The organism is Pseudomonas sp. BS-2016 (assembly GCF_001806145.1).
Taxonomy (GTDB): Bacteria; Pseudomonadota; Gammaproteobacteria; order Pseudomonadales; family Pseudomonadaceae; genus Aquipseudomonas; species Aquipseudomonas lundensis.
Genome location: NZ_MLCT01000030.1, coordinates 111,119 through 127,211, shown reverse-complemented (window position 1 = coordinate 127,211; position 16,093 = coordinate 111,119). Strand labels below are relative to the sequence as shown.

The 16,093-nt window shown below is 57.0% G+C and carries 13 protein-coding genes; 9 read left to right on the top strand and 4 right to left on the bottom strand.

Annotated features, from left to right (window positions below; genetic code table 11):
* Positions 1-222: 222 nt before the first annotated feature.
* On the bottom strand, positions 223-1,011 hold the full coding sequence (locus BKD70_RS15925; protein WP_047274243.1) for a VacJ family lipoprotein: 789 nt from the start codon (positions 1,009-1,011) through the stop codon (positions 223-225).
* A complete protein-coding gene (locus BKD70_RS15920) occupies positions 1,004-2,302 on the bottom strand; it encodes a serine/threonine protein kinase (RefSeq protein ID WP_047274245.1) in 1,299 nt (432 codons plus the stop codon). Before BKD70_RS15920 ends, BKD70_RS15925 begins: the two co-directional genes overlap by 8 nt.
* Positions 2,303-2,531: 229 nt before the next feature.
* On the opposite strand from BKD70_RS15920, the gene BKD70_RS15915 reads away from it, so the two are divergent.
* Positions 2,532-2,897 carry a hypothetical protein gene (locus BKD70_RS15915; RefSeq protein ID WP_047274247.1) on the top strand — a complete coding sequence of 122 codons (366 nt, stop codon included), beginning with the start codon at positions 2,532-2,534 and terminating at the stop codon, positions 2,895-2,897.
* A 77-nt stretch (positions 2,898-2,974) separates the two neighbouring features.
* On the opposite strand, the gene BKD70_RS15910 is transcribed toward BKD70_RS15915, so the two are convergent.
* Positions 2,975-4,528 (bottom strand): glycosyl hydrolase family 17 protein, encoded by a 1,554-nt coding sequence (locus tag BKD70_RS15910; protein ID WP_047274248.1) that lies wholly within the window; start codon positions 4,526-4,528, stop codon positions 2,975-2,977.
* A gap of 212 nt (positions 4,529-4,740) precedes the next feature.
* Here BKD70_RS15910 and BKD70_RS15905 point away from each other — a divergent pair, with 212 nt between their 5' ends.
* The 3 genes from BKD70_RS15905 to BKD70_RS15895 all read left to right on the top strand — a co-directional run bounded on the left by BKD70_RS15905 (position 4,741) and on the right by BKD70_RS15895 (position 7,785).
* Positions 4,741-5,592, top strand: coding sequence for a glycine betaine ABC transporter substrate-binding protein (locus BKD70_RS15905; RefSeq protein WP_047274250.1), 852 nt, complete (start codon positions 4,741-4,743; stop codon positions 5,590-5,592).
* Between the two features lie 226 nt (positions 5,593-5,818).
* Positions 5,819-6,130, top strand: a complete 312-nt coding sequence (locus BKD70_RS15900) for a DUF485 domain-containing protein (RefSeq protein ID WP_047274253.1) — start codon at positions 5,819-5,821, stop codon at positions 6,128-6,130.
* Positions 6,127-7,785, top strand: a complete 1,659-nt coding sequence (locus BKD70_RS15895) for a cation acetate symporter (RefSeq protein WP_047274254.1) — start codon at positions 6,127-6,129, stop codon at positions 7,783-7,785. Before BKD70_RS15900 ends, BKD70_RS15895 begins: the two co-directional genes overlap by 4 nt.
* Before the next feature lie 326 nt (positions 7,786-8,111).
* Here BKD70_RS15895 and gltA read toward each other — a convergent pair whose 3' ends face one another.
* Positions 8,112-9,401 (bottom strand): citrate synthase, encoded by a 1,290-nt coding sequence (gltA, locus tag BKD70_RS15890; protein ID WP_047274256.1) that lies wholly within the window; start codon positions 9,399-9,401, stop codon positions 8,112-8,114.
* A gap of 351 nt (positions 9,402-9,752) precedes the next feature.
* Here gltA and sdhC point away from each other — a divergent pair, with 351 nt between their 5' ends.
* The 5 genes from sdhC to BKD70_RS15865 all read left to right on the top strand — a co-directional run bounded on the left by sdhC (position 9,753) and on the right by BKD70_RS15865 (position 16,087).
* Positions 9,753-10,139 carry a succinate dehydrogenase, cytochrome b556 subunit gene (gene sdhC / locus BKD70_RS15885; protein WP_070411961.1) on the top strand — a complete coding sequence of 129 codons (387 nt, stop codon included), beginning with the start codon at positions 9,753-9,755 and terminating at the stop codon, positions 10,137-10,139.
* Positions 10,133-10,501 (top strand): succinate dehydrogenase, hydrophobic membrane anchor protein, encoded by a 369-nt coding sequence (gene sdhD / locus BKD70_RS15880; RefSeq protein WP_003446906.1) that lies wholly within the window; start codon positions 10,133-10,135, stop codon positions 10,499-10,501. The genes sdhC and sdhD overlap by 7 nt, the downstream gene beginning before the upstream one ends.
* Before the next feature lie 3 nt (positions 10,502-10,504).
* Positions 10,505-12,280: a succinate dehydrogenase flavoprotein subunit gene (sdhA, locus tag BKD70_RS15875; RefSeq protein WP_047274260.1), complete on the top strand. Its 1,776-nt coding sequence runs from the start codon at positions 10,505-10,507 to the stop codon at positions 12,278-12,280.
* An 11-nt stretch (positions 12,281-12,291) separates the two neighbouring features.
* Positions 12,292-12,996, top strand: a complete 705-nt coding sequence (locus tag BKD70_RS15870; RefSeq protein ID WP_047274262.1) for a succinate dehydrogenase iron-sulfur subunit — start codon at positions 12,292-12,294, stop codon at positions 12,994-12,996.
* A 259-nt stretch (positions 12,997-13,255) separates the two neighbouring features.
* A complete protein-coding gene (locus BKD70_RS15865) occupies positions 13,256-16,087 on the top strand; it encodes a 2-oxoglutarate dehydrogenase E1 component (protein ID WP_047274264.1) in 2,832 nt (943 codons plus the stop codon).
* Positions 16,088-16,093: the final 6 nt, after the last annotated feature.

Here is a 16,093-nt window from a genome sequence, read left to right as displayed (position 1 = left end):
CTGTACTATCTTCAGGCCATTGGGTAGTTAACATACGACTAATCCAGAGTAAGCGTATTAGGGGCGCACGTTAACAAGGTGTTTAGCAATGTGTTTTTAGGATACATCTATACGTTTAAGGAATTTTGTCATGTATAACGCTGTTTTTTAATCGGCACAGAGTACTCACTCCACAGCCAACTTAAGCCCGCTGGCACTTCAGTTGGCTGTGTGGGAGTTAACCTATTCTGCAATTTGCAGCTTGCGTGCCTCGGTGTAGATATAACGCAACTTGTCGTACTCAAACGGTGAGTCGAACTGTCCATAACGGAAGCTGGTGGTGTAGCGCTTGTCGACAGCACCCAGTACCCAGATTTCCGGATGACGCGTGCTTTCGTGGGGCACGTTGAGGAAGTTGATTTCCTGATTGACGCCGTAGTCGACCACTAGCCCTGTGGTGTCCCGCAGGTTGGACGGGCCAAGAATCGGCAGCATCAAGTAAGCCCCCCCTGGAACGCCATAGAAACCCAAGGTCTGGCCGAAGTCTTCGCTCACGCGAGGCAAGCCCATCGACGTGGCCGGGTCCCACAGGCCGCCGACGCCAAGGGTGGTGTTCAACAGCAGTCGCCCGGTGGTTTCCAGCGAGCGCTGCCCTTTGAGTTGCAGCAGGCTGTTAAACAGGTTGGGGACGTCACCCAGGTTGTTGAAGAAGTTGCTCACGCCTGTGCGCACAAAACTGGGTGTCACGTAGCGGTAGCCGTTGACGACCGGCAGGAACACCCACTGATCGAAGCGGTAGTTGAAGTGGTAGATCCGGCGGTTCACGGACTCCAGCGGGTCATAAACGCTCAGGGCGTTCATGGTGGCGCGTTCAAATTCACGTTGATCCAGGCCGGGGTTGAACTTCAGGAGTTTCAAAGGTTGGGTGAAACCATCGACGTCTTGGGTGCGTTCGAGGTTGGCCTTGCTGTTGTCCGCTTGGGCGATGCCGGCGCTGAGCAGGGCGGCGACCAGTAATAAATGTTTAGCCACGGAAGAACTCCAGCATATCGTCAGCGTTGACACGGTAGTTGAGGTTGCCGCAATGGCCGCCATACGGGTAAACCGTCAGCCGATTGCCGAAGGTTTTACGCAGAAACCCAAGATCGCCGGGGCCGAGGATGATGTCGTCGGCGTTGTGCATCACGGCAATCTTCGGGCTGTTTTGCAGGTAGTCCTTCAGCGCGTAGAGGCTCACCTGGTCGATCAATTGCAATAACGTGCCGCCATCGGTGCGGGCCCGCCACATGGGGATGACTTGCTCTGTCAGGTAACAATCGAAGTCGCACAGCAGCGAGCGCTTGAGGAACGGCGTGAGGCTGGTGCCTTCGGTGATCGGGTAGTTTGGCGGGGTGATCAGGCCGCGACGGTTGATCAGGTCGGAGGTGAACACGATGTCGGCTGACGAAAAGCGGAACATAGTGCCGATCAGCATCGCCATTTGTTCGTTGGTCAGTCGTTCCTTGGAGTTCTGGATGTCGTACACCAGTGCGGCGTTGAGGTCGACGTAGCCTTTCTGCTTGAAGTACCGGGTCAACTTGTTCAGTACCAGCTCATAGAAGGTGGTGCTGTTGTTGATGCCCTTGACTTCGGTTTGAACCAGTTTGTCGAGGTTGCTGATGGAGGTGTACAGATTGACTGGCGGGTTAAGCATCAGCACTTTTTTGAAGTTGAAGCTCTTGCGCGTCTCATCCAGATGGCTGACGAAGGCTGCGTCGAGCGCGCCCAGGCTGTAGCCGCTGAGGTAATAGTCGGTCACCGGAACGTCGGCCTGCTGTGCGCGGACCGCTTGCATGACGTGATACAGGTCTTCGGCATCGTATTGGCTGATACCCGGGGTGGCAAAGCGAGAGGCCGCGCTCATGAAGTCATAGCTGGTGGGCGATGACAGCTGCACCACGTGGTAGCCGGCTTGGTAAAACAGTTTTTTCAGATATTCGTTGAGGCTGCTGTTGTAAGGCGCGCCGGTGCCGGCAATCAGGAACATCAAGGGGGCCGGGTGGTCTTGTCTGGCCATGCGGTAGGTGAGTTTTTTGACTGCCCAAAAGTTGGCGGGCAGGGTGAACTCACGCTCCGGGCGCAGGGTCAGGCTGTAATCCGATTGCCGAATGTCATCTTCGCTCGGCAGATAAGGGCGCATCTGCGGTGGCGTGGTGGCGATCGTGGCTTCGAACGGATTGGTGATCGGGTAGCCATAGGTTGCGGGGTCGACATCGACCGCCTGTGCGGACGCACTCAATATAAGGCCGCCCAGCAGGGCAGCAAGGGACAGAGAACGAAGCATGAAGACTATCCTAGAGAAGGAGCTGAGAAGATTCGCAGGCTATGACCACAGGGCTACCTTCGAAGTGCCTTTTGCACCCCTAAATAAATCCCCCCACGCGTCGCAGGCGGCAAATGGCTACCAGACGATACACGTTGATTGACTTTAGTGAACAGATATCTGATTGCAAGGCTTGCATACCCGACAAGTGTGATTAAGCTGAGCGCCGCTTTTGCCTATCGGAGTTGTTATGCGCCCTCGTTTGCCGTTGATATTGCTGTTTATGGCTGTGCCCCTGTGGCTGGCTGCCGGTTATGGCCTGCGTTATGGCTTGATGGAGGATCCGCAGTGGGTGGGCACCTGCGTGGCCGAGGCGACCCGTTGGGAGTGCCAGTTGCGCGCTAACTTGGGCTTGTTGATTCATTTCAGGGTGCTGGGTTGGGCAGCCATTGCCACGGCGGTGGTGGCTTTTTTTGTACGCGGCCGCCTTGGCCGTGCGTTGGCGGTGCTGGCCTTGGTCTTCGGGTTGCCAGCACTGGCGTTGTATAACGCCAGTCTCGCCGTGTTTGCGGTGGTGATTGCAGGATTGCGCCTGGTGAGGGCCAAGCGCGTTTGAACGATGCGTTTGCCTTGTGGGGGCTGATGAGCTGCGCGAGACGCCGGGTCGGTGCGCCTCGCGTTGTTCTAGCGTGACTAAGGGCGGCGCAACCTGACGCTGCGCCACAGCGCCACGACCAGTAATGCGCTTACCAGCGCCCAGCCCCAGGCCTGTTCATTGCGCAGACCTTCACCGTACAGCTGCAATGGAATCCCCGCACCGATGATAAACGCCAACAACCCCAATTCACGGCGCGGCCCGCGCACGGGGCGCAGCAGGTACACCAGTGCCGGCAGCAACAACGCAGCGCTCGGGAAGCTGCGATAACGCGGTTCAAACACCAGGCCAAGCATCAGGACGGCTCCGGCGAACCCCGCAGCGGCCAGCCACCAGCCAGCGCGGCGTTCAAGCACATTGAACAGGCGCTCGCGCCATCCGTCTCTTTGCCCCAATGCCGACGCAGCGTGGGCCATGACGATGAGGTTGAGCAACAGCAGTGCTGCGGCCCCTATCCATTCACCGGCATAACGGCTGGTGACTGACGCGAGTTGCGCCCAAGCAATGATCGAGCACCCCGACAGTGCGCCTAATGCAGGCAATAGCAGTGCTGCACGGGTACTGCGAACCCGTCCGCCGATCAGCAGGGTGGCGATGAATACTGCGCCGCCGAGGCCGAGCCAAACGGGCCAGTGGGGCAAGTTGGTCACGGGCCCGGCGAGTATGCCTTTGTCTTGACGATCGGCATCGAACAGGCCCCAGTAACCGCCAACGGCGCCTTCACTGCCGCGTTTCCAGGGTTGGTCGAAGGCTTCGATCAGGTTGTATTTCCAGCCGTTCTGCTCGGCCAGCGTGACAAAGCCACGAATGAACCTGGCTTCATTGACCCGGCTGGGCAGTGCAGTTTCGCGTTGGCGACCTTCGCTTGGCCAGCCGGTTTCACCGATCACGATGTCTTTGGGTGCAAATTTGCTGCCGAAAGCTTGGCGAATTTGGGCGACATGGTTGACCGCCTGATCGATCCCCGCAGGGTCGTCTTCCCAATAGGGCAGCAGGTGGATGGTCAGGAAGTCGACCGCGGGCGCGATTTCCGGGTGTTGCAGCCAGAACTCCCAGACGTCCGCGTAGGTCACCGGTTGTTTGATCTGGCTTTTCACCTGCTCGATCAGTTGGACCAGTTGCGGGGCAGTGATTTCCTTGCGCAGCAATGCCTCATTACCCACGATGACCGAACTGACGATATCCGGGTGTGCATTGGCCGATGCGATCAGCGCGTTGACTTCAGCGGCAGTGGCCACCGGGTCGCGGCTGACCCAGGCCCCCATCATCACCTTGAGCCCGTGTTTGCGAGCCAGCTCGGGCAGGGCTTCAAGCCCGGCCTGGGAGTAGGTGCGCACGCACTCAAAGCGCGTTGCCAGAAGGGCCAGATCTGCATCCATGCGCTCAATGCGCGGCACGAAAGGTTGATCGAAAGGCGATTGGTCCTTGTCGAACGGCGTGTAGGAGGCGCACTGCAACTTGTGGGTGGGCGTGGCCGCATCGGGCAGGATCACCGGCTGGCCCAGGCCATACCAGAAACCGGCCACGGCAAACAGGCTCAGTAAGCACGCAAAGAGATAAGGGAATGCAGGAAAGCGGGCAGTCGCAGACATGGTCGGGCCGTATGGGAGCAAAGCCGCGCATCTTACCTGCAATTGAGGCGAGTCAGCGCGTGCGAATGATTTTGTTACGTCTGGGCACATGTCGTTTGCAGTTGCCTTGAGGTCGCCGTCAGAGCAGGTTGCATTTAATCAGGGGTCGATCATCGAAATACGGGTTCAAGCGGTCCGGCACCCGTCGGGCCCGACACGGTGAGGATTCATTGATGAAGATGCGACGACTCTTGAGTGTGGGGACTGCCTTGGTGCTGGCGATGGGGGCAGGCGTGGCCTGTGCGCAGGCAAAGCCCACACTTAATATCGGTTATGTCGATGGTTGGTCAGACAGTGTGGCCACGACCCATGTGGCCGCAGAGGTGATTAAGCAAAAGTTGGGTTATGACGTGAAGTTGATGCCGGTGGCGACCGGGATCATGTGGCAGGGTGTGGCCACCGGTAAGCTGGACGCTATGTTGTCCGCCTGGTTGCCCGTGACCCATGGTGAATACTGGGCGAAGAATAAGGACAAAGTGGTGGATTACGGTCCCAATTTCAAAGACGCGAAAATCGGTTTGATCGTGCCTGAATACGTCAACGCCCAATCGATTGCCGACCTTAAAGAGGACAAGGGTTATAAGCAAAAAATAGTCGGGATTGATGCGGGGTCCGGTGTGATGCTCAAAACGGATCAGGCCATCAAAGATTACGGCCTGGGCTATAAGCTGCAAGCCAGCTCCGGTGCGGCCATGACCTCAGAACTGGGGCGTGCCTATGCCAAAAATGAACCGGTGGTGGTCACCGGTTGGGTACCGCACTGGATGTTTGCCAAATGGAAATTGCGTTTTCTCGATGATCCAAAGCAGGTCTATGGGGCCGCAGAAACCGTTAACAGTGTTGGCAGCAAAGCGCTGGACAGCAAAGCGCCGGAGGTGGCGGCCTTTTTGAAAAAATTCCAGTGGGCATCGAAAGACGAAATTGGCGAAGTGATGCTGGCCATACAGGAAGGTGAGAAGCCAGAAGTGGCGGCTCGGGAGTGGGTAGCCAAACACCCCGATCGTGTCGCTGAGTGGACTCAATAAAAACGGCGAGGTGTCTAGCCCGGTGTTTGCGTAACCGCCTGATGCGTGCGTCAGGCGGTTTTTGCGTTTCTGGGGCAGGCAAAATGATGTCAACTTCCATGCAGGCCAGATAAACCGGGGGCTACAGTGAATAGGTGGTTCTACTACTAAAGTCGTCTGGCTTAGAAATTGAAGCCCCCTAATAGTGAAATCGTTCCATCTCATCTGTGCTGCGAGGACAAAAATAATGAACGACAGCATTTACCTCACGATTCAAAACAGCCCCCGTTTCAAGGAGCTGGTTAAAAAAAGAGAGCGTTTCGCCTGGATTCTTTCGGCGATCATGCTTGGGTTGTATGCCGGTTTTATCCTGTTGATTGCCTACGGGTCGCACATCATGGGGGCGAAGTTGAGCCCCGGTTCGTCCATTACTTGGGGAATACCGATCGGTGTCGGGCTGATTGTTTCAGCGTTTGTGCTGACAGCTATTTATATACACCGTGCCAATGGCGAGTTTGACGACCTGAACAATGCAATTCTCAAGGAGGCTGCGCAATGATCCGGCGTCTATTGGCAACACTGGGCCTGGCAGCCTTGTCTTCTGGCGTCTGGGCGGGCGAAGCCCTGACCGGCGAAGTGCAGAAGCAACCTCTCAACGTGTCGGCGATCATCATGTTTGTGGTGTTCGTAGGCGCCACACTGTGCATCACGTATTGGGCCTCCAAGCGTAACAAGTCGGCGGCGGACTACTACGCCGCGGGCGGCAAGATCACCGGTTTCCAGAACGGTCTGGCGATTGCGGGTGACTACATGTCGGCCGCGTCCTTTTTGGGTATTTCCGCGCTGGTGTACACCTCGGGCTACGATGGCCTGATTTATTCCATCGGCTTTTTGGTGGGCTGGCCCATCATCCTGTTCCTGATTGCGGAACGTCTGCGTAACTTGGGCAAGTACACCTTTGCCGACGTGGCGTCCTACCGTCTTGGGCAAACTCAGATCCGCTCTTTGTCGGCCTGCGGATCGCTGGTGGTGGTGGCGTTTTACCTGATCGCCCAGATGGTGGGTGCGGGCAAGCTGATCCAGCTGCTGTTCGGTCTTGATTACCACGTTGCGGTAATCCTGGTGGGCATCCTGATGTGCCTGTATGTGCTGTTCGGCGGCATGCTGGCCACCACGTGGGTACAGATCATCAAAGCGGTGCTGTTGTTATCCGGTGCGACGTTCATGGCTGTCATGGTGATGAAGCACGTCAACTTCGACTTCAATTCGCTGTTTGCCGAAGCGGTGCAGGTTCACCCCAAAGGTGAAGCCATCATGAGCCCTGGCGGTCTGGTGAAGGACCCGATCTCGGCGTTTTCACTGGGTCTGGCCCTGATGTTCGGTACGGCTGGCCTGCCACACATTCTCATGCGCTTCTTCACGGTGAGTGATGCCAAGGAAGCCCGTAAGAGCGTGCTCTATGCGACTGGCTTCATTGGTTACTTCTACATTCTGACGTTCATCATCGGGTTCGGCGCGATCATCCTTGTCAGCACGAACCCTGCGTTTAAAGATGCGGCAGGCGCGCTGCTGGGCGGCAATAACATGGCGGCCGTGCATTTGGCCGATGCCGTGGGTGGCAGTATCTTCCTGGGCTTCATTTCGGCTGTCGCTTTCGCAACGATTCTGGCGGTGGTAGCGGGCCTGACGTTGGCAGGTGCTTCGGCGGTGTCTCACGACTTGTATGCCAGCGTCATCAAAAAGGGCAAGGCAAACGACAAGGACGAGATTCGCGTCTCGAAAATCACCACCATCGCTCTCGGTGTGCTGGCAATTGGCCTTGGCATCTTGTTTGAAAGCCAGAACATTGCGTTCATGGTGGGCCTGGCGTTCTCCATTGCAGCCAGTTGTAACTTCCCGGTGTTGCTGCTTTCCATGTACTGGAAAAACCTCACCACGCGCGGTGCAATGATTGGCGGCTGGCTGGGGCTGGTCAGTGCCGTTGGCTTGATGGTTCTAGGCCCGACCATTTGGGTGCAGATCCTTCATCATGAAAAAGCCATCTTCCCTTACGAATACCCTGCGCTGTTCTCCATGATCATTGCATTCGTGGGTATCTGGTTCTTCTCGATCACTGACAAGTCCAAGTCGGCCGAGAAAGAGCGCGCGCTGTTCTTCCCTCAGTTTGTGCGTTCACAGACGGGCCTGGGGGCAAGCGGGGCGGTTTCTCACTAAGGTCATGCTGTAAGGCTGGAATAACCTGAAATCCCCCTGTCGAAAGGCAGGGGGATTTTTTGCATGCCTGAAAAAGGGGGTCGTTGGTGCCGTGCGGCAATCGAGGCAGTTGTGGTGCGTGGTGAGTTTAATCTTCAGGCGCGCTGGGGGGGTGATTTGAGGCCGAGGGCGCGTGCTTGCCAGTAACGGCAGGGTCTGGGGCGGGTAGCGTTGCGTTATGCGTGCGCGCTGTGTTGGGGCGGCGGGGGAGAATTCAGGGCAAAAAATACGGCCTCTGGAGAGAGGCCGTATTTATTGCAGGTGTCGCGCGGTCGTTAGACGGACGCTTACTTGCGGTCTTCGAGTTTGGTCAGGTCACGCTGCTCGTAGCCGGTGTACAGCTGGCGCGGACGGCCAATCTTGTACGGGCTGGAGAGCATTTCTTTCCAGTGCGAGATCCAGCCCACGGTACGCGACAGGGCAAAGATCACGGTGAACATGCTGGTTGGAATGCCGATCGCCTTGAGGATGATCCCCGAGTAGAAGTCGACGTTCGGGTACAGCGAGCGTTCGATGAAGTACGGGTCGGTCAGGGCGATCTCTTCCAGGCGCATGGCCAGTTCGAGTTGCGGATCGTTCTGGATGCCCAGTTCTTTAAGCACTTCGTCGCAGGTCTTTTTCATGACCGTTGCGCGCGGGTCGCGGTTTTTGTAAACGCGGTGACCGAAGCCCATCAGTTTGAACGGGTCGTTCTTGTCCTTGGCCTTGGCGATGAACGTGTCGATGTTGGAGACATCGCCAATTTCGTCGAGCATGGTCAGTACGGCTTCGTTGGCGCCGCCGTGAGCAGGGCCCCACAGTGCAGCGATGCCCGCCGCAATACAGGCGAACGGATTGGCACCCGAAGAGCCTGCCAGGCGTACGGTGGACGTCGACGCGTTCTGTTCGTGGTCGGCGTGCAGGATAAAGATCTTATCCATGGCCTTGGCCAGCACCGGGCTGATCGGTTTGATCTCGCACGGGGTGTTGAACATCATGTGCAGGAAGTTTTCGGCGTAGCTCAGGTCGTTACGCGGGTACATCATGGGCTGGCCCATGGAGTACTTGTAAACCATTGCGGCCAGGGTCGGCATCTTGGCAACCAGGCGGATCGCGGAAATTTCGCGATGCTGCGGGTTATTGATGTCGAGGGAGTCGTGGTAGAAGGCAGACAGGGCGCCGACTACGCCGCACATGACGGCCATCGGGTGGGCGTCGCGACGGAAGCCGTTGAAAAAGGTCTTCAGCTGTTCGTGAACCATGGTGTGGTTCTTGACGGTGCTGACGAACTGGGCTTTCTGCTCTGCGGTCGGCAGTTCGCCGTTCAGCAGCAGATAAGCGGTTTCAAGGTAGTCAGAGTGTTCGGCCAGTTGTTCGATCGGGTAGCCGCGGTGCAGCAGGATACCGTTGTCACCATCAATATAGGTGATCTTCGACTCGCAGGACGCGGTCGACATGAAGCCAGGGTCAAATGTGAACCGGCCCGTGGCCGTGAGGCCTCGCACATCGATTACATCGGGACCCACGGTGCCAGTTAAAATGGGCAGCTCGACGGGGGCTGCGCCCTCGATGATCAACTGCGCTTTTTTGTCAGCCATGTGGCCTCCTATTTATGCTTGAAATCATCAGACAGACCCCCCACGCAGGGCCCGCACCACTATAGTGAGATAAATTTGAATGTCAATTTGCCTAAAGTCTTGCTGTACAAGGCTTTCAGGAGCATTTTTTAGCGATTATCCCTGCCGTTTACGCCTTTTGTAGCTTCATTGCAATGAGCTATTAGGGGGAGGTGATTGCGTTGTCATTAGTGACCTAACTGTCTATACTCGGCAGCCGACCGCCAGGGGCTTTTGGGCCCGTTTAGATGGGGGTCGTCACTCCCTGGGTGGTGGGTACCTGACCAGTGCACATCCCAACAAACTTGCCCTGATTGTTAGGGGCTCTTCAGTGTGAAAAAAGCCGTGAATAGCCAACGACCTGTAAACCTAGACCTAAGGACCATCAAACTCCCCATTACCGGCGTTACGTCATTTCTGCACCGTGTATCGGGCATCATTCTCTTTCTCGGCCTGGGCATCATGCTTTATGCATTGAGCAAATCCCTGGGTTCGGAAGAAGGTTTTGCCGAGGTGAAGGCATGCTTGACCAGTCCGCTGGCCAAATTCGTAGCGTGGGGCCTGCTCTCTGCCTTGCTGTACCACTTGGTGGCAGGTATTCGCCATTTGATCATGGACATGGGCATCGGTGAGACGCTGGAAGGCGGCAAACTGGGCTCGAAAATCGTAATCGTCATTTCCGTGGTGATGATCGTTCTGGCGGGAGTTTGGATATGGTAACCAGCGTTACGAACCTGTCGCGTTCGGGCCTCTATGACTGGATGGCACAGCGTGTGTCTGCGGTCGTTCTAGCGGCTTATTTCATCTTCCTGATCGGGTACCTCGTTGCGAACCCTGGCATTGGCTACGCCCAATGGCATGAGCTGTTCGCAAGCAACTGGATGCGTATCTTCAGTCTGCTGGCTCTTGTTGCACTCGGCGCTCACGCCTGGGTCGGCATGTGGACCATCGCGACCGACTACCTGACGCCGATGGCGCTGGGCAAGTCCGCGACAGCAGTACGTTTCCTCTTCCAGGCAGTATGCGGCGTTGCAATGTTCGCTTACTTCGTCTGGGGTGTGCAGATTCTTTGGGGTATCTGAGTCATGGCTAACACAGTTAATACACTTTCGTTCGACGCCATCATTGTAGGCGGCGGCGGTGCTGGCATGCGTGCTGCCCTGCAGCTGGCACAAGGCGGTCACAAGACTGCTGTAATCACCAAAGTCTTCCCGACCCGTTCGCACACCGTATCGGCACAGGGTGGCATCACCTGCGCCATCGCGTCTGCAGACCCGAACGATGACTGGCGCTGGCACATGTACGATACCGTCAAGGGTTCCGACTACATCGGTGACCAGGACGCTATCGAATACATGTGTTCCGTAGGACCGGAAGCCGTGTTCGAGCTTGAACACATGGGCTTGCCGTTCTCCCGCACCGAACAGGGTCGCATTTATCAGCGTCCTTTCGGCGGCCAGTCGAAAGATTTCGGTAAGGGCGGCCAGGCTGCCCGTACATGCGCCGCAGCTGACCGTACCGGTCACGCCCTGCTGCACACTCTGTACCAGGCCAACCTGAAGGCTGGCACTGTATTCCTGAACGAATACTACGGTGTCGATCTGGTCAAGAACGAAGACGGCGCCTTTGTCGGCATGATCGTCATCTGCATTGAAACAGGTGAAACCTCTTACGTTCGCGCGAACGCAACCGTGTTGGCGACTGGCGGTGCAGGCCGTATCTACTCCTCCACCACCAACGCCCTGATCAACACCGGTGACGGTATTGGCATGGCGCTGCGTGCAGGCGTTCCGGTGCAGGACATCGAGATGTGGCAGTTCCACCCAACCGGTATCGCCGGCGCGGGTGTACTGGTTACAGAAGGTTGCCGCGGTGAAGGTGGATACCTGATCAACAAGCACGGCGAGCGTTTCATGGAGCGTTATGCGCCGAACGCCAAAGACCTGGCTGGACGTGACGTAGTAGCTCGCTCGATGGTTAAAGAAATCATCGCGGGCAACGGTTGCGGTCCGGATGGCGACCACGTGATGCTGAAACTCGATCACCTGGGTGAAGAAGTGCTGCACAGCCGTCTGCCAGGCATCTGCGAACTGTCCAAAACGTTCGCGCACGTTGACCCGGTTCTGGCGCCAGTTCCAGTAGTTCCTACTTGCCACTACATGATGGGCGGTGTTGCCACCAACATTCATGGCCAGGCAATTACTCAGGACGCTGAAGGCAATGACGCAATCATTCCTGGCCTGTTCGCGGTCGGTGAAGTGGCGTGCGTATCGGTTCACGGTGCCAACCGTCTGGGCGGCAACTCGTTGCTCGACCTGGTGGTGTTCGGTCGTGCGGCTGGCCTGTTCCTTGAGCAGACCCTGAAAGAAGGCGTTGATTACGCCCGTCCACGTCAGGCTGATATCGACGCTGCCCTGGCACGTCTGGATGGCTTGAACTCGCGCACTGATGGCGAAGACGTGGCTACCCTGCGTAAAGAGCTGCAAAGCTGCATGCAGAACTACTTCGGTGTATTCCGTACCGGCGAATACATGCAGAAGGGTATTGCCCAGCTGCAAGAACTGCGCAAGCGCATCGCCAACGTGAAAATCAACGATAAGAGCCAGGCATTCAACACGGCCCGTATCGAAGCACTTGAGCTGCAAAACCTGCTTGAAGTGGCTGAAGCCACTGCAATCGCTGCTGAAACCCGTAAAGAATCGCGCGGTGCTCACGCCCGTGAAGACTACGAAGATCGTGACGACGTTAACTGGCTGTGCCACACCCTGTACTTCCCGGGTGAGAAACGCGTAGCCAAGCGTGCGGTGAACTTCTCGCCGAAAACCGTTCCGACCTTCCAGCCAATGGTTCGTACTTACTAAGGGTGGCCGATATGTTGAAAGTCAGTGTTTATCGCTACAACCCGGATCAGGACGCTGCACCGTTCATGCAAGAGTTCCAGGTCAATACCAATGGTAAAGACCTCATGGTGCTGGACGTTCTGGCCCTGATCAAAGAGCAGGACGAAGGTTTTTCCTATCGTCGCTCTTGCCGCGAAGGCGTGTGTGGCTCCGACGGCATGAACATCAACGGCAAGAACGGCCTGGCGTGCGTAACGCCGCTGTCCGCTGTCGTAAAAGGTAACAAGTTGGTGATCCGTCCGCTGCCAGGTTTGCCGGTTATCCGTGACCTGGTCGTCGACATGAGCATCTTCTACAAGCAATACGAGAAGGTGAAGCCGTTCCTGCAGAACGATACGCCGGCCCCGGCCATCGAACGTCTGCAATCGCCAGAAGAGCGTGAAAAGCTCGACGGTCTGTACGAGTGCATCCTGTGCGCTTGCTGCTCGACTTCGTGCCCGTCCTTCTGGTGGAACCCGGACAAGTTCCTGGGCCCTGCTGCACTGCTTCAAGCCTACCGTTTCCTGGCTGACAGCCGTGACACCAAGACCAGCGAGCGTCTGGCTTCACTGGATGACCCGTTCAGCGTATTCCGCTGCCGCGGGATCATGAACTGCGTGAACGTGTGTCCGAAGGGTCTGAACCCGACTAAGGCCATCGGCCACGTGCGTAGCATGCTGCTGCAAAGCGGCGTCTGATACACCGCTCTACCGTAGATCGCTGTAACCGAAGATGCTGCGGCGCAGGCTTCAACCGGCGCCGTAGTTTTAACCTGAGCAGCAGCTCACAAAGTTGCGGCTCTTATTTTGAAGAAATGAGACCAGCAGGGGCATCCGGGCTGGTACCCGGACTATCAGCGTGATCCTAAGTGGCTTGTTTTAGTCGCTGTATTCGGACTTTCTCAAGCATGCTCTGGTGTTCTCGTCGATGGTGTCCCCTAACCGAGGGTGACCAAGCATGCAAGAAAGCGTGATGCAGCGCATGTGGAACAGCGGCTATCTTTCAGGTGGTAACGCTGCCTATGTGGAAGAGCTCTACGAGCTCTACCTGCACGACCCTAACGCTGTGCCAGAAGAATGGCGCACCAAATTTCAGACGTTGCCGACTGACGGCAACTCTGCCAACGATGTTTCGCACTCCACAATCCGCGACCATTTCGTGCTGCTGGCAAAGAACCAGCGCCGCGCCCAACCGGTTTCCGCCGGGAGCGTGAGCAGTGAGCACGAGAAGAAGCAGGTTGAAGTGCTGCGATTGATCCAGGCCTATCGGATGCGCGGCCACCAGGCAGCCCAGCTTGATCCGCTGGGGCTGTGGCAGCGTCCTGCACCTGCAGACCTGTCGATCAATCATTACGGCTTGACCAATGCCGATCTTGATACGACCTTCCGTGCCGGCGACCTGTACATCGGCAAAGAGGAAGCGAGCCTACGCGAAATTCTCGAAGCGTTGCAGCAGACATATTGCCGCACCATTGGCGCAGAGTTCACGCACATCGTCGATTCCGAGCAGCGCCACTGGTTTGAACAGCGCCTCGAAAGCGTGCGCGGCCGCCCAACGTATTCGGCTGAAGTCAAAAGCCATCTGCTTGAGCGCGTCACGGCTGCCGAAGGTCTGGAAAAATACCTGGGCACCAAATACCCGGGCACCAAGCGTTTCGGCCTGGAAGGTGGCGAGAGCCTGATTCCTTTGCTGGACGAGCTGATCCAGCGTTCGGGCAACTACGGCACCAAAGAAATCGTCATCGGCATGGCCCACCGTGGTCGTCTGAACGTATTGGTGAACACCTTCGGCAAAAACCCGCGCGAGTTGTTCGACGAGTTCGAAGGCAAGAAAAAGATCGAGCTGGGTTCCGGTGACGTTAAATACCACCAGGGCTTCTCCTCCAACGTCATGACCTCCGGTGGCGAAGTTCACCTGGCAATGGCGTTTAACCCGTCCCACCTGGAAATCGTTTCTCCGGTGGTTGAAGGGTCTGTACGTGCACGCCAGGATCGTCGTAACGACAAGACGGGCGACAAGGTTCTGCCGATTTCCATCCACGGTGACGCTGCGTTCGCAGGTCAGGGCGTGGTCATGGAAACCTTCCAGATGTCGCAAACACGCGGCTTCAAGACTGGCGGTACCGTACACCTGGTGATTAACAACCAGGTGGGCTTCACCATCAGCAACCCGCTGGACTCGCGTTCCACCGAGTACTGCACCGACGTCGCGAAAATGATTCAAGCGCCGATCCTCCATGTCAATGGTGATGATCCGGAAGCCGTCATGTTCGTGACCCAGCTGGCTATCGACTACCGCATGCAGTTCAAGCGTGACGTCGTGATCGACCTGTTCTGCTACCGCCGTCGCGGTCACAACGAGGCCGACGAGCCAAACGGCACTCAGCCGCTGATGTATCAGCAGATCGCCAAACAGCGCACCACCCGTGAACTGTATGCCGACCGTCTGACTCAGGAAGGTGTGGTTGACACAGATCGCGTTCAGGCCAAGATCGACGAATACCGCAACGCGCTGGACAACGGTCTGCATGTGGTGAAAAGCCTGGTCAAAGAGCCTAACAAAGAGCTGTTCGTAGACTGGCGTCCGTACCTGGGCCATGCCTGGACTGCGCGTCACGACACGCGTTTTGATCTCAAAACCCTGCAAGAGCTGTCGGCCAAGCTGCTGGAAATTCCAGAAGGCTTCGTCATGCAGCGTCAGGTGTCGAAGATCTACGAAGACCGTCAAAAAATGCAAGCCGGTGGCCTGCCGATCAACTGGGGTTATGCCGAAACCATGGCATACGCGACCCTGGCGTTCGAAGGTCACCCGATCCGCATGACGGGTCAGGACATCGGCCGCGGTACGTTCTCGCACCGTCACGCCGTGTTGCACAACCAGAAAGACGCCAGCACCTACATTCCGTTGCAGCACCTGTACGAAGGTCAGCCTCGCTTTGACCTGTACGACTCGTTGCTGTCGGAAGAAGCGGTACTGGCGTTTGAATACGGCTACTCGACCACCACGCCAAACGCGCTGGTGATCTGGGAAGCCCAGTTCGGCGACTTCGCCAACGGTGCACAGGTTGTGATCGACCAGTTCATCACCAGCGGCGAGCACAAGTGGGGTCGCCTGTGCGGTCTGACCATGTTGCTGCCACACGGTTATGAAGGTCAGGGCCCCGAGCACTCCTCGGCACGTCTTGAGCGTTACCTGCAGCTGTGCGCCGAGCACAACATTCAGGTGTGCGTACCGACCACTCCGGCACAGATCTACCATCTGCTGCGTCGTCAGGTCATCCGTCCGCTGCGCAAGCCGCTGGTGGTACTGACGCCGAAGTCGTTGCTGCGCCACAAACTGGCCGTGTCGACCCTCGAAGATCTGGCAGAAGGTTCGTTCCAGACCGTTATCCCGGAAATCGACGCGCAGGATCCGGCGAACGTCGAGCGCATCGTCCTGTGTAGCGGCAAGGTCTACTATGACCTGCTGGAAAAACGCCGTGCCGAAGGTCGTGAAGACATCGCCATCGTGCGTCTTGAGCAGCTGTATCCGTTCCCTGAGGACGACTTGATTGAAGTCCTGGCTCCGTACAAAAACGTCAAACACATTGTTTGGTGTCAGGAAGAGCCGATGAACCAGGGTGCCTGGTACTGCAGCCAGCATCACATGCGCCGCATCATTGGCGGTCACGACAAGTCGCTCGTACTTGAGTACGCGGGCCGTGACGCTTCTGCTGCACCTGCTTGTGGTTATGCATCGATGCACGCCGAGCAACAGGCCAAACTGTTGCAAGACGCGTTTACTGTTTAACGCCTT

Bases quoted from the DNA above. Each gene is read 5' to 3' on its own strand.
- BKD70_RS15920 (WP_047274245.1), bottom strand. From the start codon at position 2,302: ATGCTTCGTTCTCTGTCCCTTGCTGCCCTGCTGGGCGGCCTTATATTG.
- BKD70_RS15915 (WP_047274247.1), top strand. From the start codon at position 2,532: ATGCGCCCTCGTTTGCCGTTGATATTGCTGTTTATGGCTGTGCCCCTG.
- BKD70_RS15910 (WP_047274248.1), bottom strand. From the start codon at position 4,528: ATGTCTGCGACTGCCCGCTTTCCTGCATTCCCTTATCTCTTTGCGTGC.
- BKD70_RS15905 (WP_047274250.1), top strand. From the start codon at position 4,741: ATGAAGATGCGACGACTCTTGAGTGTGGGGACTGCCTTGGTGCTGGCG.
- BKD70_RS15900 (WP_047274253.1), top strand. From the start codon at position 5,819: ATGAACGACAGCATTTACCTCACGATTCAAAACAGCCCCCGTTTCAAG.
- BKD70_RS15895 (WP_047274254.1), top strand. From the start codon at position 6,127: ATGATCCGGCGTCTATTGGCAACACTGGGCCTGGCAGCCTTGTCTTCT.
- gltA (WP_047274256.1), bottom strand. From the start codon at position 9,401: ATGGCTGACAAAAAAGCGCAGTTGATCATCGAGGGCGCAGCCCCCGTC.
- sdhD (WP_003446906.1), top strand. From the start codon at position 10,133: ATGGTAACCAGCGTTACGAACCTGTCGCGTTCGGGCCTCTATGACTGG.
- sdhA (WP_047274260.1), top strand. From the start codon at position 10,505: ATGGCTAACACAGTTAATACACTTTCGTTCGACGCCATCATTGTAGGC.
- BKD70_RS15870 (WP_047274262.1), top strand. From the start codon at position 12,292: ATGTTGAAAGTCAGTGTTTATCGCTACAACCCGGATCAGGACGCTGCA.
- BKD70_RS15865 (WP_047274264.1), top strand. From the start codon at position 13,256: ATGCAAGAAAGCGTGATGCAGCGCATGTGGAACAGCGGCTATCTTTCA.